Annotated in this window: 19 protein-coding genes; 11 read left to right on the top strand and 8 right to left on the bottom strand. The window is 74.6% G+C overall.

The window, feature by feature from the left end:
• Positions 1-20: 20 nt before the first annotated feature.
• From ABEB07_RS04375 to ABEB07_RS04340, 8 genes are all read right to left on the bottom strand, one after another.
• On the bottom strand, positions 21-689 hold the full coding sequence (locus ABEB07_RS04375) for an ABC transporter permease (protein WP_176150949.1): 669 nt from the start codon (positions 687-689) through the stop codon (positions 21-23).
• The gene (locus ABEB07_RS04370; protein WP_345667087.1) at positions 686-1,405 is read right to left on the bottom strand and encodes an ABC transporter permease; all 720 of its coding nucleotides are present in this window, start codon (positions 1,403-1,405) and stop codon (positions 686-688) included. Before ABEB07_RS04370 ends, ABEB07_RS04375 begins: the two co-directional genes overlap by 4 nt.
• Entirely contained in the window at positions 1,402-2,532 is a 1,131-nt protein-coding gene (locus ABEB07_RS04365; protein ID WP_345667086.1) for an ABC transporter ATP-binding protein, read from the bottom strand. Before ABEB07_RS04365 ends, ABEB07_RS04370 begins: the two co-directional genes overlap by 4 nt.
• Positions 2,533-2,698: 166 nt before the next feature.
• On the bottom strand, positions 2,699-3,064 hold the full coding sequence (locus ABEB07_RS04360) for a DUF6479 family protein (protein ID WP_164584443.1): 366 nt from the start codon (positions 3,062-3,064) through the stop codon (positions 2,699-2,701).
• A 173-nt stretch (positions 3,065-3,237) separates the two neighbouring features.
• The gene (gene msrB, locus ABEB07_RS04355; protein ID WP_345667084.1) at positions 3,238-3,645 is read right to left on the bottom strand and encodes a peptide-methionine (R)-S-oxide reductase MsrB; all 408 of its coding nucleotides are present in this window, start codon (positions 3,643-3,645) and stop codon (positions 3,238-3,240) included.
• A gap of 14 nt (positions 3,646-3,659) precedes the next feature.
• Positions 3,660-5,051: a UDP-N-acetylmuramate--L-alanine ligase gene (gene murC, locus ABEB07_RS04350; RefSeq protein ID WP_345667083.1), complete on the bottom strand. Its 1,392-nt coding sequence runs from the start codon at positions 5,049-5,051 to the stop codon at positions 3,660-3,662.
• A gap of 74 nt (positions 5,052-5,125) precedes the next feature.
• Entirely contained in the window at positions 5,126-5,599 is a 474-nt protein-coding gene (locus tag ABEB07_RS04345) for an indole-3-glycerol phosphate synthase (RefSeq protein ID WP_345667082.1), read from the bottom strand.
• Between the two features lie 312 nt (positions 5,600-5,911).
• Positions 5,912-6,721 (bottom strand): pyrimidine reductase family protein, encoded by an 810-nt coding sequence (locus ABEB07_RS04340; protein WP_345667081.1) that lies wholly within the window; start codon positions 6,719-6,721, stop codon positions 5,912-5,914.
• Between the two features lie 37 nt (positions 6,722-6,758).
• On the opposite strand from ABEB07_RS04340, the gene zapE reads away from it, so the two are divergent.
• From zapE to ABEB07_RS04285, 11 genes are all read left to right on the top strand, one after another.
• On the top strand, positions 6,759-7,862 hold the full coding sequence (gene zapE / locus ABEB07_RS04335) for a cell division protein ZapE (protein WP_345667080.1): 1,104 nt from the start codon (positions 6,759-6,761) through the stop codon (positions 7,860-7,862).
• A 229-nt stretch (positions 7,863-8,091) separates the two neighbouring features.
• Positions 8,092-8,493, top strand: a complete 402-nt coding sequence (locus tag ABEB07_RS04330; RefSeq protein ID WP_345667079.1) for a hypothetical protein — start codon at positions 8,092-8,094, stop codon at positions 8,491-8,493.
• Positions 8,494-8,675: 182 nt separating this feature from the next.
• A complete protein-coding gene (locus ABEB07_RS04325) occupies positions 8,676-9,251 on the top strand; it encodes a carbonic anhydrase (RefSeq protein ID WP_345667078.1) in 576 nt (191 codons plus the stop codon).
• An 8-nt stretch (positions 9,252-9,259) separates the two neighbouring features.
• Entirely contained in the window at positions 9,260-10,753 is a 1,494-nt protein-coding gene (locus ABEB07_RS04320) for a SulP family inorganic anion transporter (protein WP_345667077.1), read from the top strand.
• Positions 10,754-10,983: 230 nt separating this feature from the next.
• Complete coding sequence (locus ABEB07_RS04315; protein ID WP_345667076.1) at positions 10,984-12,015, top strand: slipin family protein; 1,032 nt, start codon at positions 10,984-10,986, stop codon at positions 12,013-12,015.
• 64 nt (positions 12,016-12,079) lie between these two features.
• Positions 12,080-12,961 carry a polysaccharide deacetylase family protein gene (locus ABEB07_RS04310; RefSeq protein WP_345667075.1) on the top strand — a complete coding sequence of 294 codons (882 nt, stop codon included), beginning with the start codon at positions 12,080-12,082 and terminating at the stop codon, positions 12,959-12,961.
• Positions 12,962-13,004: 43 nt separating this feature from the next.
• Entirely contained in the window at positions 13,005-13,283 is a 279-nt protein-coding gene (locus ABEB07_RS04305; RefSeq protein ID WP_345667165.1) for a hypothetical protein, read from the top strand.
• A gap of 50 nt (positions 13,284-13,333) precedes the next feature.
• The gene (locus ABEB07_RS04300) at positions 13,334-14,071 is read left to right on the top strand and encodes a peptidyl-tRNA hydrolase (RefSeq protein ID WP_345667073.1); all 738 of its coding nucleotides are present in this window, start codon (positions 13,334-13,336) and stop codon (positions 14,069-14,071) included.
• Positions 14,072-14,235: 164 nt separating this feature from the next.
• Positions 14,236-15,756, top strand: coding sequence for an MbnB/TglH/ChrH family RiPP precursor modification enzyme (locus ABEB07_RS04295; protein WP_345667072.1), 1,521 nt, complete (start codon positions 14,236-14,238; stop codon positions 15,754-15,756).
• Positions 15,757-16,179: 423 nt separating this feature from the next.
• Positions 16,180-16,983, top strand: coding sequence for a DUF4142 domain-containing protein (locus tag ABEB07_RS04290; protein WP_345667071.1), 804 nt, complete (start codon positions 16,180-16,182; stop codon positions 16,981-16,983).
• Positions 16,984-17,080: 97 nt separating this feature from the next.
• The gene (locus tag ABEB07_RS04285) at positions 17,081-17,878 is read left to right on the top strand and encodes a TIGR04222 domain-containing membrane protein (RefSeq protein ID WP_345667070.1); all 798 of its coding nucleotides are present in this window, start codon (positions 17,081-17,083) and stop codon (positions 17,876-17,878) included.
• Positions 17,879-17,904: the final 26 nt, after the last annotated feature.

Below are 17,904 nucleotides of genomic sequence, written 5' to 3'. Positions count from 1 at the left end.
CGCCCCGCGCGCGTCCCGCCTCACGCCCCGCGCCGCACTCCCCGGGAGACCGTGCACCGGGCGGCGGCCCAGAACAGCACCAGCGTGATCAGCGCCAGTCCGGCGACCAGACTCGCGCCGCCCACCACCTTCTCGTAGTCGCGCTGGTAGAGCCCGTCGATGATGTAGCGGCCGAGGCCGCCGATGCCGACGTAGGCCGCGATGGTCGCCGTGGAGACGATCTGGATGGCGCCCGAGCGCAGTCCGCTGAGGATCAGCGGGAGCGCCACGGGCAGTTCGACCTGGAGCAGGATGCGTGACTCCTGCATGCCCATCCCCCGGGCGGCGTCCACCGGCGAGGGGTCCACGGAGCGCATCGACTCGTAGGTGGTCACCAGGATCGGCGGGACGGCGAGGACGACCAGCGGGACCATGACGGGCAGCAGGCCGAAGCCGACGGTGATGGTCATCAGCACCAGCAGGCCGAAGCTGGGCAGCGCCCGCGCGGCGGTGGCCAGCAGGGCCAGGGCGTTGCCGCCGCGGCCGTAGTGCCCGGTGACCAGGCCGACGGGCAGGCCGATGGCGGCCGCTATGGCGAGCGCGATCAGGCAGTAGCGGACGTGCTCGGCCAGCCGGGTGGGGATGCCGTCGTAGCCGTGCCAGTGGGCGCCGTCGCCGAAGAAGGCGTTGACGAAGTGGAGCACGTTCACCGGGCGGCCTCCTCGGCTGCGGGCGCGGCCGGCTCCGGCCGGACCTCGGCGGCGGTCTTCGACCCGCGCCGGCGGGTGCCGCGCGGCATCCAGGGGGTCAGCAGCAGCCGCAGCAGGACCAGGGCGGCGTCGACGAGGATGGCCAGGCCCGCCGTGGTGAGCACGGAGTTCCAGGCGAGTTCGGGCCGGTGGTAGATGTTGGCGTCGTTGAGCAGGTTGCCCAGCGCGCCCTGGTTGCCGATCAGCATGCCGACGCTCACCAGGGAGATGCTGGAGACGGCGGCCACCCGCAGTCCGGCGATGATGGCGGGCAGGGCGATCGGCAACTGCACCTGGAGGTAGCGGCGCACCGGCCCCAGGCCCATCGCGGTGGCGGCGGCGAGCGTCTCCTGCGGCACCGAGCGGACGCCGTCGACGATGGCCGGGACGAGCACCACCAGGCTGTAGACGGCGAGCGGGATCATCACGGTCAGCTCGGTCTGGCCGGTGTAGTCGATGAGGACCACGAAGACGGCCAGCGACGGGATGGCGTACAGGATCGTCGTCACGCCCAGTACCGGCGCGTACAACCAGCGGAAGCGCACGCACAGCTGGGCGATCGGCAGGGAGAGCAGGAGGCCGGCCAGGACCGGCAGCAGGGCCTCGCGCAGATGCAGCCCGATCAGGCCGAGCCAGTCGTGCTGGAGGTCGCTCGGGAGGTCGAAGAAGCGGTTCATCGACCGGCCTTCGCCTGGGCGCGCCCCTCGGCGTGGGCGCCGCGGATGGCCTCGCCGATGGTCTGCTGGGAGACGACGCCGACCGCCCGGCCGGCGCCGTCCACGGCGACCGCCCAGCCGGTGGGCGAGAGCACGGCGCAGTCGAGGGCGGCGCGCAGGGAGTCCTCGCCGTGCACGAACGGCCGTCCGCAGGAGATGAGTCGTTCGGTGTGCACCGCGCCGGCGGTGAGGTCCTCGGGCGCGCTCCAGCCCAGCGGCCTGCCGTCGAGGCCGGTGACCAGGAGGCAGGGGGCGTCCGTGACGGCGCGCGCGGCGATCTGCTCGGCGGTGGAGTCGACGGCGACGATCGGTTCCGTCCGCAGCTCCAGTGCGTCGCTGCCGAAGAACGACAGCCGGCGGATGCCGCGGTCGGCGCCGAGGAAGTCCTCCACGAAGGCGTCGGCGGGCGCGCTCAGCAGCTCGGCGGGCGGCGCGTACTGGGCGAGCCGGCCGCCGGTGCGCAGCACCGCCACCATCGTGCCGAGTTTGACGGCCTCGTCGATGTCGTGGGTGACGAAGACGATCGTCTTGCCCAACTCGTCCTGAATGCGCAGCAGTTCGTCCTGGAGACCCTTGCGCACCACCGGGTCGACGGCCGAGAAGGGCTCGTCCATCAGGAGTACGGGCGGGTCGGCGGCGAGCGCCCGGGCCACGCCGACGCGCTGCTGCTGGCCGCCGGAGAGCTGGTAGGGGTAGCGCTTGGCGAGTGCCGCGTCGAGGCCGACGCGCTCCATCAACTCGGCCGCGCGGGCACGGGACTTCTGCCTGCTCCAGCCGAGCAGCCGGGGCACGGTGGCGATGTTGTCGACGATGGTGCGGTGCTGGAAGAGTCCCGCGTTCTGGATGACGTAACCCATCGACCGGCGCAGGGTGTTGACGGGCTGTTTCCTGATGTCGGCGCCGTCGAGGAGGATGGCGCCCTCGCTCGGCTCCACCATCCGGTTGATCATGCGCAGGGTGGTGGTCTTGCCGCAGCCGGAGGGTCCGACGAGAACGGTGATCGAGCGGTCCGGTATGTCGAGCGACAGCCGGTCGACCGCCACCGTGCCGTCCGGGTACCGCTTGGTGACTGTATCTATGCGTATCAAGACGCCGAATACCCTTCGGGTGTCTGGCAGTAGCTGCCCGCTCTCGGCCACGGTCACGCGGGCCGTTGCGCCAAGAGTCTAGACGCCCGGGGTCGCGGGGGTCGCGAACACCCGTACGGGGCGGTCCCGTGTCGGGGACCGCCCCGTACGGGGGCGAGGCGGGGCGTCAGTGGGCGCCGGAGCCGCCGCTGCCGAAGGAGCCGCTGGTGCCGGGCGCCCAGCGGTGCCGGTGCTGGTCGTCGCTGCGCCGGGTGCCGGCGGCGTGCAGTTCGTGCGGCAGGATGCGCCTGCCGTCCTCGCACTCCACCTCGTCCGGCTCGCGCATCTCGCTGATCTCCTCGATGGCGCCGGTGACCGGAAGCCGCGGCTGCTCTTCCGCCTCGGGCCGGTCCGGTTCCCGGCGCATCACGCCGATGCCCATCCCGACGGCCCACAGCAACGCGCAGACGATGACGAGGCCGCCGACGAAGGCGCCGACGACCGCCCACACCTGCGGTCCTGCGGCCAGTACGACATAGGAGGCTGTGACCATGTTTTCCACCCGCCTCTGCGGAGGTCCGATGTGAGGGTATCCAGATACAGAGCTATGGGGATACGGAGCTATGGCGATATGGAGAGCGGTGGTGCCGGTGACACCACCTCTGCCCCATATTGTCCCACTTCGGAAAGACCTCGCAAAGCGGTGCGGCCTCCAGGAGGCCCCGCTCAGCCCTCGGTCGGCGCCAGCCGCAGGGAGATGCTGTTGATGCAGTACCGCTGGTCGGTCGGGGTGGGGTACCCCTCACCCTCGAACACGTGTCCGAGGTGCGAACCGCAGCGGGCGCAGCGCACCTCGGTGCGCACCATCCCGTGCGAGCGGTCCTCGATCAGCTCCACGGCGTCGGTGTTCTTCGGGTCGAAGAAGGACGGCCAGCCGCAGTGCGACTCGAACTTGGCGGTGGAGGTGAACAGGTCCGCGCCGCAGGCCCGGCACGCGTACACGCCCTCTGTCTTGGTGTCGGTGTACTCGCCCTGGAAGGCGGGTTCCGTGCCGGCCTGGCGGAGCACCGCGTACTCGGCCGGGGTCAGCTCCGCGCGCCACTGCTCGTCCGGCTTGTCGACGTCGTACGCCATGAGCCCTCAGCCCCTCAGTTCTCGGTGAGTCGGTCCAGGATGCGCGGACCGAGGTCGGTGACATCGCCCGCGCCCATGGTGAGAACGAGATCACCGGCCTTCGCCATTCCCGCGACCACGTCCGGGACCTCGGCCTTGTCGTGGACGGCCGTGACGTCGGCGCCGGCGGCCCGGGCGGCCTCGATGATCAGCTCGCTGGTGACGCCCGGGATCGGGTCCTCGCGGGCCGGGTAGACGGCCAGCACGGCGGAGGCGTCGGCGAGGGTCAGCGCCTGGCCCATCTCCTTGCCCAGCTCCTGGGTGCGGGAGAACAGGTGCGGCTGGAAGACGACCAGGATCCGGGCGTCGCCGGCCGCGGCCCGCATCGCCTCCAGGTCGGCGGTCATCTCGGTGGGGTGGTGGGCGTAGGAGTCGATCACCTGGACGCCGGCGGCCTCGCCCTTGAGCTGGAGCCGCCGCTTGACGCCGGTGTAGGCGGCCAGGGCGGGGGCCAGCTCGGCGGCCGGGATGCCGAGGGACACGCCGGCGGCCAGGGCGGCGACGGCGTTGTGCGCGTAGTGGCGGCCGGGCACGGAGACCGCGAAGGTCAGCTCGGCGCCGTCGAGCAGCACGGTGACCTCGCTCTTCAGGCCCTGCGGCACGACGGACAGGATCCGCACGTCGGCGTCGGCGGACTCGCCGTACGTCACCGTGCGCACCGAGCCGGCCAGGCGCCGGGTCAGCTCACGGGCGCCCTCGTGGTCGGCGGCGATCACCAGCGTGCCGCCGGGGACGATCTTCCCGGCGAAGGTCTCGAAGGACTCGTAGATCTCGTCCATCGAGGCGTAGTTGGCGTGGTGGTCCAGCTCGACGTTGAGGACGATGGCGACCTCGGGGGCGTACTTGTGGAAGCTGCGGTCGGACTCGTCCGCCTCGGCGACGAAGATGTCGCCGGTGCCGTGCAGCGCGTTGGAGCCGGGGGCGTCCAGGTCGCCGCCGATGGCGTACGACGGGCTCAGGCCCAGCGCGGTGAGGGAGACGGCCAGCATGGAGGTGGTGGTCGTCTTGCCGTGGGTGCCGGCCACCGCGATCGGGCGCAGGCCCGCCATCAGGGCGGCCAGGGCGTCGGAGCGGTGCACGGCCGGGATGCCCAGCTCGGCGGCGCGGACCAGCTCAGGGTTGTCCTGGCGGATCGCCGAGGAGACGACGACGCAGCTCGCGTCGTCGGCGAGGTGCTCGGCCGCGTGCCCGACGTGCACGGTGGCGCCCTGGGCGCGCAGCGCCTCGGCGGTCGCGGAGTCCTTGGCGTCGCTGCCCGCGACCCTTGCGCCGCGCTGGGCGAGGATCTTGGCGATCCCCGACATCCCGGCGCCGCCGATGCCGATGAAGTGCGGTCGGTCCATGGCGGTAGGAAGGCCGGGTGCCATGCGCTTTTCTCCCCAGGTGGTGCGGCTGCGGTACGACGGTGCGCGCGCCGCCTGCGCGGGGGCGCCGCCCAAGCCTAAGCCTTGCTGTGCGAGAACAGCTTCAGGACCGGTACGCCGACCTGGTGGCGGGCGCGGGAGGCCCAGTCGCGGTGGAAGAACTCCTCCACGTAGTGCGGGTCGGTCAGGACGATCACCTCGTCGGCGCCGACCTCGGCGACCAGGGCCTTCAGGGCGTCCAGCGGCTGGTCCTCGACGAGCCGGCCCGCGGCCTCGCCGCCGGCCGCGCGCAGCGCCCGCAGGGACACGTCCAGGGCCTGCTCGCCCTGGCCCTTGGCCTCCTCGCCCTCCGGGGTGTCGCCCTCGCGGGCCGCCTCGTCGATCTCGCCGAGCGCGATGTCGTCGATGGCCCGAAGGAGCCGGTCGGCCTGGTCGCCGCGGGGCTGGAGCAGCACGTGGAAGAAGACCTCCTCGTCCCCGTGCAGGGTGGTGACGAACTCCACGTCGGCGGATGTCAGGGCCTTCTCGATCATCAGTACGCTTGTGAACACCAGGCGCCCTCTCTCCTCCGAGGGCTCCTCGCCCTCTCGCTGCCTCCGCGGGCCGGAACCAGCCCCCGCAGAAACCATCCTGCCCCGTGATCGCACGCGTATCGCCGGGACTTGGTGTACCCGTCGCCAAGTAGGCGGAATGGCGGACTCCGCGCGCTTCGCGCCGGGGCGCGCGCTCGGGCGCGACGGCGGCGTCGGGTGCGCCCGCGAGCCCGGCGGCGCCGGACGCGCCCTCGGCCGGCCTCAGGGGCGCCCATCGCTCGGTCTCAGGGGCGCCGGTCGCTCGGCCTGAGGGGCGCAGCTCGCTCGGTCTCAGAGCCGCCGGTAGCTGCTGAACAGGAAGCCCTCCTCCTCCAGCAGGGAGGCGAGGGCGAAGCGGTGCGGGACGGCGACCGCGGGGCCGCCGGCGATCCGCTGGGCGCTGCCCGCGGTGAGCATCGGGGAGACGGTCAGACACAGCTCGTCGAGGACCTCCGAGGCCACCAGCTGGCCGAGCAGCCGCGGCCCGCCCTCGGTGAGCAGACGGGTGTGGCCCAGCTCGGCCAGGGCCCGCACCGCGCGCACCGGGTCGACGCCGACGCCGTCCCCGGCGATCAGCACCCGCGCGCCCGCCCGCTCGGCCTCGGCGATCCGGTCCGGATGCGCGGCCGCGCCGGTCAGGATCAGCGTGGGCACCAGCGGCGAGGTGAACAGCGGGAGCGAGAAGTCCAGCTCCAGACCGGCGGTGACGACCGCGATGGCCGGGGCCGGCCCCTGCCCGGCCGCCGCGCGCGGCGCCGCGAACTCCTCGCGCGCACGGGCCGGCCGGTACCCCTCCTGCCGTACGGTCTCGGCGCCGACCACCACCACGTCGGCCAGCGCCCGCAGGGTGCCGAAGATCCGCATGTCGGCGGCGCTGGAGATGGGCTGCGAGCGGCCCTCGTGCTGGGCGGCGCCGTCCAGCGTGGAGACCATGTTGGCCCGCAGCCACGGCACGTCGCCGTCGGGTCCGGGCGCGGGGTAGGCGTAGGCGGCGGCCAGCTCGGCGAGGGACCACTCCCGGTCCGCGAGGGCGTCGGCAGCGGGGGCCGGGCCCGGGTCCTCGGCTGGTGTTCGGTCGGTCACAGGGAACAGGCGTCGCATGCCGTGCAGTGTTCCACGCCGCTTACCATGGGGAACCGTGTCCTCTTCCACAGCCGCCGCCGGGACCAGTCCCGTGACCGAAGCCGCCCCGCTCTCCCTGTGCGCCCGCGAGCCGCACGTACCGGCGGACCGGCTGGTCGCCGAGATGGTGCCGCCGCCGCGCTTCGACGCGGTGCGCTTCGCGACGTACCTCCCGGACCCGAACCAGCCCAGCCAGACCGAGGCGGTGCGGGTCCTGGAAGGGTTCGCCGCCGGGCTCGACGGGGCGCAGGCGGGCGGGGCCAGACGCGGTCTGTTCGGTTTCGGGCGCGGCAGGGCCGCCAAGGCGCCGGCCGGTCCGCGCGGGGTCTACCTCGACGGCGGCTACGGCGTCGGCAAGACCCACCTGCTGGCCTCCCTGTGGCACGCCACCCCGGCCGAGCCCGCCCGCAAGGCGTTCGGCACGTTCGTGGAGCTGACCAACCTCGTCGGCGCCCTGGGCTTCCAGAAGACGGTCGAGACCCTGTCCGGCCACCGGCTGCTGTGCATCGACGAGTTCGAGCTGGACGACCCGGGCGACACAGTGCTCGTCTCGACGCTGCTGGGCCGTCTGGTCGACGCGGGCGTGGCACTGGCCGCCACCTCCAACACGCTGCCGGGCAAGCTCGGCGAGGGCCGGTTCGCGGCGGCCGACTTCCTGCGCGAGATCCAGGGCCTGTCCGCGCACTTCCGGGCGCTGCGCATCGACGGCGAGGACTACCGCCACCGGGGGCTGCCCGAGGCGCCGGCGCCGTTCACCGACGAGCAGGTGACGCAGGCGGCCCACGCCACCGAGAACGCCTCGCTGGACGCCTTCCCGCAGCTCCTGGACCACCTGGCCAAGGTGCACCCGAGCCGCTACGGCGCGCTGACCGACGGTCTCGGGGCGGTCTGCCTGACCGGGGTGCGGCCGGTGCCGGACCAGTCGACCGCGCTGCGGCTGGTCGTGCTCGCCGACCGCCTCTACGACCGCGAGGTTCCCGTCCTCGCCTCCGGGGCGCCCTTCGACCGGCTGTTCAGCGAGGAGATGCTGAACGGCGGCTACCGCAAGAAGTACTTCCGTGCGATATCCCGGCTGACCGCGCTCGCCCGGGACGCCAAGGGACTCGTCCAGGAGTCCTGAGCCCCGGCCGTCCCGGCCGTCCCGGCCGGGGGTCCGGGACCCGGAAGGGAGCCCGAGGCCCGGCCCGGAGATCGGTTCTCGCCAAACAACCCTCACTTTTCGGGCGCAGTCGACCACGTAACGTGGTGTTAACCCAGCAAACGACTCCGCACCGCTACCGTGTCTCTTGACCATTCGTTGACCAATTCTTGGTCGTTACGAGAGACATCGGGCGGGCGGAGGGGGGCGCATGGGACGAGGCACCACGGCCAGGACCGCGCTCGCGCTCCTCGCCGCCGCACTGCTGGCGCTCGCCTTCCTCGCGCCCGCTCCGTCCTTCGCATCCGCACAGGCATTCGGTCCCGTCCGGGCCGAGGACCGGCCGCCGACGGCGCCCACCGGCGCCGCGCCACGTGAGGAACGCGCCGCCTCCCGCGCGTGCGACCCCACCGGCGTCGGCCCCGCCGGGCCACTGCGCACCCGCGACCGCCACCGGGCCCACGACCCGGGCCCCCGGCCCGCTGAGCGCCCCGCGCCCGCGCCCGGCCGTGCCGCCGCCCACGAGGCGGCGACGGCCGGCGCCGCGTGTTCCCGCGCACCGAGACCGGTCCCCGGCCGCACCCCGGCCGCGCTCCAGGTCTTCCGCCACTGAACGGCCGGGCGGTCCGTTTCCACCCCGGCGGCAATCCACCGCCGCACCTCAGCAGCCCGCCACGACACCTCAGGCAGTCCCTGCCGCACCCCGGCGGCCGGCTGCCGCACCTCAGCGATCCTCTCCCCCACTTCAGTCGTGCACGCCCGACGCGCGCCCCGCCGCGCGCCAGGAGGAGCCTCATGCAACCCCTCATCGACAACGCCCGTACGTTCGGACAGCGCCCCGAGGAGTTCGCCGCACTCGCCGCCGGCCAGTCCCCCGAGGTCCTGTTCATCACCTGTTCCGACTCCCGGGTCGTCCCGGCCCTGATCACCGGCGCCCGGCCCGGCGAGCTGTTCGAGCTGCGCACCGCGGGCAACATCGTGCCCCCGTACGCCGACCGCCCCAGCGGCGAGACGGCCACCATCGAGTACGCCGTGCAGGTGCTCGGCGTGCGCGACATCGTCGTCTGCGGCCACTCGCACTGCGGCGCCGTGGGCGCGCTGGTGCGCGGCGACGACCTCGACGCCGTACCGGCCGTGCGCGACTGGCTGACCGGCGCGACGCCGCTGCCGACCGGGCCGGCCGAGGACCCGTGCGTGGCCGAGGCCGTGCAGAGCCACGTCCTGGCCCAGGTGCTGCGGCTGCGCTCGTACCCGTGCGTGGAGCGCAAGCTCGCGGACGGCGTGCTGAACCTGCACGCCTGGTACTACGAAGTGCACACGGGCGCCGTCCTCGCGCACCGGCCGCAGTCCGACCTGTTCACGGCGCTGTGAGCGCCGCCGTGCCGACGCCGCGGGGCAGGTTCCCCTTCCTGCGGCAGGACTTCGCCGCCTCCCTCGTCGTCTTCCTGGTCGCGCTGCCGCTGTGCGTCGGCGTGGCCGTCGCCTCCGGGGTGCCGGCCGAACTCGGGCTGGTCACCGGCATCGTGGGCGGCATCGTCACCGGCCTGCTCCCGGGCAGCAGCCTCCAGGTGTCCGGTCCGGCCGCCGGGCTGACGGTGCTGGTGTTCGAGGCCGTCCGCGCGTTCGGCCTGCCCGCGCTCGGCGTGCTCGTGCTGGCCGCCGGGCTGCTCCAGCTCACCATGGGCGCGCTGCGGCTGGGCCGCTGGTTCCGGGCCATCTCGGTGTCGGTGGTCGAGGGCATGCTGGCCGGCATCGGCCTCGTGATCATCGCGGGCCAGCTGTACGCGGCGGCCGGACTGCGCGCCCCGGCCTCCGGCATCGACAAGATCACCGGGCTTCCGGGGGCGCTGCTCGACGCGCTCGCCGGGACCCGGGCGCCCGCCTCGCTCGCGATCGGCGCGGGCACCGTCGCCGTGCTGGTGCTGTGGCCGCGGCTGCCCCGGCGGGCGCGGGCGGTGCCGGGGGCGCTCGTCGCGGTGCTGCTGGCCGCGCTCGTCTCCCGGCTGCTCGACCTGCCGGTGGCCACGGTCCAGGTGCGGGGGCTGCTCGACGCGGTCCAGCCGCCCGGCGCCGCGGCCTTCGGCGCGCTGGCCGACCCCGCGATCTACGGCACCATCGCCGCCTTCACCCTCATCGCCTCCGCGGAGAGCCTGTTCAGCGCGGCGGCCGTGGACCGGCTGCACGACGGGCCGCGCACCCGGTACGACAAGGAACTGCTGGCCCAGGGCGCGGGCAACACCGTGTGCGGGCTGCTCGGCGCGCTGCCGATGACCGCGGTGATCGTGCGCAGCTCCGCCAACGTCCAGGCCGGCGCCCGCACCAAGACCTCGCGGGTGCTGCACGGGGTGTGGCTGCTGGTGTTCGCGGCCCTGCTGCCCTCCGCGCTGGCGCTCATACCCCTGCCCGCGCTCGCGGGCATCCTGGTGCACGCGGGCTGGAAGCTCATCCCGTTCCGCCGGCTGGCGTCGCTGTGGCGGGGGCACCGGGGCGAGGCGGTGATCCTGGTGGCCACGGCCGTGTCGATCGTCCTGGTGAACATGTTCGAGGGGGTGCTGATCGGTCTGGCCCTGTCGGTGGCCAAGACCGCCTGGGACGCCTCGCACGTGCGGCTGGAGGTCGTCGACAAGGGCGCGGGGCCGGTGCAGGCGTATCTGTCGGGCAACGCGACCTTCCTGCGGCTGCCCCGGATCCTCGACAGCCTGGAGGCGCTGCCCCAGGACCGGCCCGTCGAGCTGCATCTGGCCGGGCTGCACCACTTGGACCACGCCTGCCGCCTGGCGCTGGAGACCTGGGCCGAGCGGCACAGCGCGGCGGGCACCGAGCCGGTGAAGCTGAGCACCAAACCGGCGCGGCTGCCGGCTCCGCCGGGCTGAGGGCGCCGCGCCGGGCTCCGCCGCCCCGTACCGCCCCGTACGCCGCCGCCCCGGACGCCGTCCACCGGGGCGGCGGCGTACGGCCGCGGGCCGGGCGGCTCGCCGCGGGCGCCCGGTCCGGCCGTCCCGCCCGCCGTGCTCCGACGGGTCGACCGGGCCGTCGGGGCGGGCCTATCGTGGAGGCAGGCGCCGGATCGGGCGCGTGGGCGACTGGTCGAGGAGTCGTCATCATGGTCGAGGACGTACTGACCGCCGTGATTGCCGCCGGCTGTGCCGGGCTCGTGTACGTGGCCGGGGCGGCGCGGGTGGTCAAACAGTACGAGCGCGGGGTGGTGCTGCGGCTCGGCCGGTTCGCCGGGACGGTGCGCTCGCCGGGCTTCACGATGATCGTGCCGTTCGTGGACCGGCTCTACAAGGTCAACATGCAGATCGTCACGCTGCCGATCCCCGCCCAGGAGGGCATCACCCGGGACAACGTGACCGTGCGGGTGGACGCGGTCGTCTACTTCAAGGTGGTCGACGCGGGCAACGCCGTCATCCAGGTGGAGGACTACCGGTTCGCGGTGTCCCAGATGGCGCAGACCTCGCTGCGTTCGATCATCGGCAAGAGCGACCTGGACGACCTGCTGTCCAACCGGGAGAAGCTCAATCAGGGCCTTGAGCTGATGATCGACAGCCCGGCCATCGGCTGGGGCGTGCAGATCGACCGCGTCGAGATCAAGGACGTGTCCCTGCCGGACACGATGAAGCGCTCCATGGCCCGGCAGGCCGAGGCCGACCGGGAGCGGCGGGCCCGGATCATCAACGCGGACGCCGAGCTCCAGGCGTCCAGGAAGCTCGCCGAGGCCGCGCAGCAGATGGCGGACACGCCCGCCGCGCTGCAACTGCGCCTGCTCCAGACGGTGACCGCCGTGGCCACCGAGAAGAACTCCACCCTGGTGCTGCCCTTCCCGGTGGAGCTGCTGCGCTTCCTGGAGAAGGCCCAGCAGCCGGCGCCGGGAGCACCGGCGCCCGCACCGGCACCGGCCCCCGTGCCCGAGCCCCCGAGGCCGCTCGCCAACGGCTCCAAGCCCTTCACCCCGGCGCGCCCGGCCGCCGACCCCGCCTCCGTCACCCCCGTACGGGCCGCCGCCGACGCCGCCGCACGCGAGACCGAGCCGGGCCCGGGAACCGGACCCGGACCGGAACCCGGCCCCGCGGGTGAGCCCGAGCCGGTTCCCGGCGCGACGGCGGAGCCGGGCTCCGAGCCACCGAGCGGGTGACCGCGCCCGGCCCGGACGGCCGTGCCGCCGTTCATATGACCGGAGAGCGTCCTAGATTCGTCCGGTGATCTCACTGGTACGACGAATCACCGCGGCCTGCGCCCTGAGCGCCGCCCTCACCGCCCTCGCCGCCTGCGGCTCCACCACCACGCAGGCCCCGCACGCCGGCCACCCGGCCCCCACCAAGTCCGAGCACGCTCCCGCCAAGCCCTCCGCCACCGCCCCCACCAAACCGCCGACCCTCACTCCCGGGCCCGGCGGGCTGACCCCCGTCTTCACCAACGGTCCACGGACCGGGGGCAAGACGGTCGCGCTCACCTTCGACGCCGACATGACCGCCGACGAGGGGCCGCGCGCCAAGGCGGGCGAGCACTTCGACAACCCGGGGCTCATCGCCGCGCTGCGCTCCCTCAAGGTGCCGGCCACCGTCTTCATGACCGGCAAGTGGGCCGAGACCTACCCGGACGAGGCCCGCGCCATCGGCTCCGATCCCCAGTTCGAACTCGCCAACCACACCTACAGCCACTACGCCTTCACCGACGACTGCTACGGCCTGCCGACGATCTCCGAGGACGGGATCCGCGCGGACGTGGAGCGCGCGTACACCGCCTTCCAGAAGGCGGGCGTCCGGCACGTCATGCCGTACCTGCGCTTCCCCGGCGGCTGCTACGACAGCGACGTGCTGCGCACCCTCGGCCCGCTCGGCGTCACCGCGGTGCAGTGGGACGTGGTGAGCGGCGACGCATTCGCGACGGACGCGGACGCGGTGGCCCGGCAGGTGCTCGACGGGGTCAAGCCCGGCTCGGTCGTGGTCATGCACTGCACGCGCAGCGCCGCCCCGACCACCGAGCACGTCGTGCGCACGGTCGTGCCGCAGCTGCGCGCGAAGGGCTACCGCTTCGTGAAGGTGTCCGAGCTGATCGGTGCGACGAGCGGCCACGCCTGAGCCGGCCCCGGGGCGGGCCGTCCCGCCGTCCTACGCTGGTGTCATGAGCGAGGACGACGATGACGACGGGGTCGGCGAGGACCGCGCCGGGACGGCCGAGGACGGCGGCGGCGGTGTCGGTGATGGCGGCAGCGACGGCAGCGGTGGCGGTGACGGCTACTGCCTGATCGACGCCGCCCGGCCGCCCGCCGCCGAGGGGCCGCCGTACGCGGAGTGCGTGCTGTGCCGCGAGCCGACGGAGTACCCCGAGTCGTACAAGGGGATCACGCTGTGCCCCGTCTGCGAGTGGCAGGAGGCGCAGCGCACCGCCTGCTCCGGGTGAGCCGCCCACAGGTCCGGGGCGCCGATCACCCGGCTGGCAGACTGGAGGGCGTGAGCACCGACGAGACCACCGCCACCACCACCGCCGCCGTCCCCGGGGACAGCCCCTTCCGGTCCGAGCCGAGCACCCGCGACGAGGCGCCCCAGTACGTACTGCCGCTGGTCGTACGCATCGAGCGCGCCGCTCCCCCGGCCCGTACCGACGCGCTGGAGACGGCGGCCCGCGCGGTGCTGGTGCTGCTCGGCGACGAGCGCTCGCTCGGCGAGGGCGAGTGGGCGCGGGCCGTGCGGGACTGGCAGGACGCCCGGATCCGCAAGGTGGTGCGCCGGGCGCGCGGCGCGGAGTGGCGGCGCGCCGAGGCGCTGGACGGCGTCACGGTCACCGGGCAGGCGGCGGAGGTACGGGTCTTCCCGCCCGTCCCGCTGGACGGCTGGCCCAAGGACCTGGCCAAGCTCCAGGTCTCCGGCACCGACCTGGACGACCCCGAGCCGCCCGCCGACCCCGAGCCGGGCGTGCCGGTGCTCTGGCTCAACCCCGGTCTGGAGATGTCCGCGGGCAAGGCGATGGCCCAGGCGGGCCACGGCGCCCAGCTCGCCTGGTGGGAGCTGACGTCCGAGCAGCGGGCCGCCTGGCGCGCGGCCGGCTACCCGCTCGCCGTGCGCACCGCCGCGCCCGGTCAGTGGCGCGACCTCACCGCCTGCGGCCTCCCGCTGGTGCGCGACGCGGGGTTCACGGAGATCGCCCCCGGCTCGGCCACGGTGGTCGCCGACCATCCGGCGCTGCGCTAGGGCCGCGACCCGGCGGCGAACCTCAAATGTTGCTCTGAAGGCGCGGGGCGCGGGGTTCGCGGCGTCGCGCCGGGGCCATACCCCCTGCACGCGCGTCCTGCGCGGATCACGAAGCCGGGCGCCCGACGCCCGGCGGCCGGGGGGGGAAGAGGGTGGCGGGGACGATGCAGCGGCTGGGGACGGGGATCGGCTGGCGGCCGGAGATCGCGGACGCGGTGGAGCGGATGCCGGACGTCGACTGGGTCGAGGTCGTGTCCGAGAACCTGTGCCCCGGCCACCTGCCCGAGTCGCTGCTGCGGCTGCGGGCGCGCGGGGTGACCGTCGTGCCGCACGGGGTCTCGCTCGGCCTCGGCGGGGCCGAGCGGCCCGACGAGGGCCGGCTGACCGCGCTGGCCGAGCGGGCCCGAGTGCTGGGCGCGCCGCTGGTGACGGAGCACATCGCGTTCGTGCGGGCGGGCGGCGCGCTGACCGCGTCGCCGCGGCTGGAGGCCGGGCACCTGCTGCCGGTGCCGCGCACCCGGGACGCGCTGGACGTGCTGTGCGAGAACGTCCGCGTCGCGCAGGACGCGCTGCCCGTGCCGCTGGCCGTGGAGAACATCGCCGCGCTGCTGTCGTGGCCGGGCGAGGATCTGACCGAGGGGCAGTTCCTGTACGAACTGGCCGACCGTACCGGGGTGCGGCTGCTGATCGACGTGGCCAACCTGCACACCAACCACGTCAACCAGGGCGAGGACCCGGCCCGCGCGCTGGCCGAACTCCCGCTCGAAGCCCTCGCGTACGTGCATGTGGCGGGCGGTTTCGAGCGGGACGGCGTCTGGCACGACAGCCATGCCCACCCGGTCCCGGAACCGGTCCTCGACATCCTGACCGACCTCGCCTCCCGCGTGACCCCGCCCGGCGTCCTGCTGGAACGCGACGAGAACTTCCCCGAACTCGGCGAGCTGGAGCGGGAGTTGGCGGCGATCGGCAAGGCGGTGGAGCTGGGCCGTACGGTGGCGGCGGCCCACCCGCGGCGGGCGGCGGCCGACCCCGGGACGCCGCCCGCACCCGCCACTCCGGCGGCGCAGACCCCTGCGGCCGAGCCCGCCGGGTACGGGGCTGTCGGTGCGGAGTCCGCCGAGGACGGAACGGCCGGCGCCGAGCCCGCCGGGGGCGGGACGGTCCGTGCCGGTACGGCCGGTACGGCCGGTACGGAGGCGATCGGTGCCGAGTCCGCCGGTACGGAGGCGATCGGTGCCGAGTCCGTCGGTGCCGAGCTCCCCGGTACCGAGGCGGCGCGGCAGCGGCTCGGGCTCGCGCAGACCGCGCTGCTGTCGGCGCTGGTGGCGGGGACGCCCGCGCCGGAGGGGTTCGACCGGGGGCGCCTGGCGGTACAGGCGCGGGCGCTGGCCTCGAAGCGGGCGGACGTGGTGGCGAGGATCGCGCCGGAGCTGCCGGTGATCCTGGGCGCCGGCTACCGCCCCGCGTTCCTGGCCCATGCGCAGGGGCACCCGATGGGCGGCGGTTACCGGCAGGACGCGATGGAGTTCGCGGCCTCGCTGCTGCTCGCCGGGCGGCCCGAGGACGCCGAGGCCCGGCGGGCGCTGCGCGCCTGGTGGCTGGAGCGGTCCGGGCCCGCGCCCAGGTCCAGCAGACCGGCGGTCCGCGCGGCCAGGGCGGCCCGCCGCGTACTGCTGCGCCGCTGAGGGCCGGTCCGGCGGGTGCCCAGTCCGACGGGCGGCCGGTCCCACTGACGGCCGGTCCGGCGGGCGGCCGGCCCCCCTGATCGGCGGACCCCCTGACCGGCGATCCGGCTGGGGCCGGTCCGGCAAAAGACCGCCGCCTGCGAAGGCCGCCCGCAACAGCCGACGCCGGACCGCCGGACGCGGCACCTGGCGAGCGACCAGCCCGGCGGGCGGCCAATCCCGCTGACCGGCGGTCCCCCTGACCGGCAGTCCGGCTGAGGGCCGGGCCGGCAAAAGACCGCCGCCCGCGACGGCCGCCCGCGACAGCCGGCGCCGGGCGTGGCACCCGGCGGTTCGGGGCGGGCGCCGGGCCGCAGTACTATGCGAACCCTTCACTCACGCCCGTGGCGCGCTGACGTGCGGTGCCGCGACAGGAGGCGCCTCATGCGACCCCGACGCCCCGTGCCGGGCCGAGGCATCCTCAGCGGCACCGGGATCATCGTCTCGGTGCTGGCCGGCACCGTCGTGGCCCTGCTCGTCCCGCTCTGGTCGTACGCCGACCGGCCCGCCGCGCCGGCGGAGCCGCTGAGCGCGCGGACCGTGGCGACGCCGTACGGGCCGCTGTCCGGGCAGGACCGCGACTTCCTCACCCAGGTCCGGCTCGCCGGGCTGTGGGGGGCGCCCGCCGGGGAGCGGGCCGAGGAACGGGGCACCACCGACGCCGTGCGCACGGCGGGCCGCCGCCTCGTGGACGGGTACGTCTTCCTCGACCGGCGGACGCGCGACGTGGCGGCCCGGCTCGGGCTGCCGCTGCCCAACGAGCCCACCGCCCGGCAGAAGCAGTCGCTGACCACCCTGGACGGGGCCGAGGGCGAGGAGTACGACCGCCTGTTCGCCAACCTCCCGCGCCTGGCCTACGGACAACTCCTCGAACGCGTCGCCCAGGTGCGCGCGAGCACCCAGAACTCCCTGGTGCGCGACCTCGCCGACGACGCGGCGACGACGGTCCTGGGCTGCGTCAGGGCGTTGGAGGCCACCGGAGACGTCGACTTCGCCTCGATCGCCCGCGACCTGACCGCCGGCGCCGACCCGGCGGACACCGCCGCCGCCTCGACCGCCGTGCCGAGCATGGCGGCCCCCGGCGACATCGTGCCGCTCACGCCGTCCGGTGGGTCGGCGGCACCGACGTACGTCCTGCCGCCTGCCGCATCGAGGCCGCCCCCGCAGTCACCGACGGCAACTCCCTGACCTCGGGAAACAAACGGAAAGTCACATACCGGCCACAGCTGGTCCGGAATGTGAACAGGGCATGGAGTTTCCCGGGCCGCTGGCATAGAAACTTGTCATGTTCTGGGTACTCCTCCTGCTGCCCGCCTGGGCCGTCGCCGGCGTCGCGTGCACCCGGCTGTGTCTGGCCGCCGTCCGCGCCGCCGCCTGGGACACCGGCGCCGCGCCCGCGGACCGGGACCACGACCTGACCCTGTACGAGGCCGCGTTCCTGTCCGGAGGCCCGGCCCGCGTCGCCGAGGTCACCCTCGTCTCCATGGCCCGCCAACGGCGGCTGCTGCTCGCGCACACCGGCTGGGCGACCGTCGTGGACCCGCGCGGCCGGGACGAGATGGAGCGCTCCGCGATAGGGGCGATCGGCCCGGAGGGGCAGTCCCGGATCGCGCCGGTGCGCGCCGCGCTGGCCGCCGCCGACTCGGTGCGCGGCCTCGCCGACCGCCTGGTCAGCGCCGGGCTCGCCGTGCCGGAGGGGTCGGCGGCCGACGTCTCCTCCGGGGTCCGCCAGGTGCGGGCCGCCGCGCTGGCCGTCCTGGCGCTGGGCGCGGCCGCGCTGCTCCTGCCCGGCCCGACCGGGATGCCGCGCGGGCTGATCGCCCTGTGGTTCGCGCTGCCCCTCGCGCTCACCCTGAGCTGCCTGGCCATAGCCCGCGTCGAGATCCACCCCCACGCGCGCTGGGCCTCCCCGGCCGGGCAGCGGCTGCTCGGGACAGTGGCCCGGCGCGCGGACCGTGCCGGGGGCGGCGCCGGGGACGAGCGGTCGTACCTCGCCTCCGTGGCCGTCCGGGGCATCCGCGCGATCGGCGAACCGGAACTGCGGGCCGCCTTCACCCACCGCGACCAGCCCTGGCGGGAGTGACCGGCCGCCGACCGGTCACGGCCGCC

It is taken from the genome of Streptomyces similanensis, assembly GCF_039543625.1.
GTDB lineage: Bacteria > Actinomycetota > Actinomycetes > Streptomycetales > Streptomycetaceae > Streptomyces > Streptomyces similanensis.
This window is presented reverse-complemented; position numbering and strand designations above follow the sequence as displayed.

What these genes read in the sequence shown, in the direction of transcription:
- ABEB07_RS04370 (WP_345667087.1), bottom strand. Translation starts at nt 1,405, where the DNA reads ATGAACCGCTTCTTCGACCTCCCGAGCGACCTCCAGCACGACTGGCTC.
- ABEB07_RS04360 (WP_164584443.1), bottom strand. Translation starts at nt 3,064, where the DNA reads ATGGTCACAGCCTCCTATGTCGTACTGGCCGCAGGACCGCAGGTGTGG.
- msrB (WP_345667084.1), bottom strand. Translation starts at nt 3,645, where the DNA reads ATGGCGTACGACGTCGACAAGCCGGACGAGCAGTGGCGCGCGGAGCTG.
- murC (WP_345667083.1), bottom strand. Translation starts at nt 5,051, where the DNA reads ATGGCACCCGGCCTTCCTACCGCCATGGACCGACCGCACTTCATCGGC.
- ABEB07_RS04340 (WP_345667081.1), bottom strand. Translation starts at nt 6,721, where the DNA reads ATGCGACGCCTGTTCCCTGTGACCGACCGAACACCAGCCGAGGACCCG.
- ABEB07_RS04330 (WP_345667079.1), top strand. Translation starts at nt 8,092, where the DNA reads ATGGGACGAGGCACCACGGCCAGGACCGCGCTCGCGCTCCTCGCCGCC.
- ABEB07_RS04325 (WP_345667078.1), top strand. Translation starts at nt 8,676, where the DNA reads ATGCAACCCCTCATCGACAACGCCCGTACGTTCGGACAGCGCCCCGAG.
- ABEB07_RS04315 (WP_345667076.1), top strand. Translation starts at nt 10,984, where the DNA reads ATGGTCGAGGACGTACTGACCGCCGTGATTGCCGCCGGCTGTGCCGGG.
- ABEB07_RS04305 (WP_345667165.1), top strand. Translation starts at nt 13,005, where the DNA reads ATGAGCGAGGACGACGATGACGACGGGGTCGGCGAGGACCGCGCCGGG.
- ABEB07_RS04295 (WP_345667072.1), top strand. Translation starts at nt 14,236, where the DNA reads ATGCAGCGGCTGGGGACGGGGATCGGCTGGCGGCCGGAGATCGCGGAC.
- ABEB07_RS04290 (WP_345667071.1), top strand. Translation starts at nt 16,180, where the DNA reads ATGCGACCCCGACGCCCCGTGCCGGGCCGAGGCATCCTCAGCGGCACC.
- ABEB07_RS04285 (WP_345667070.1), top strand. Translation starts at nt 17,081, where the DNA reads ATGTTCTGGGTACTCCTCCTGCTGCCCGCCTGGGCCGTCGCCGGCGTC.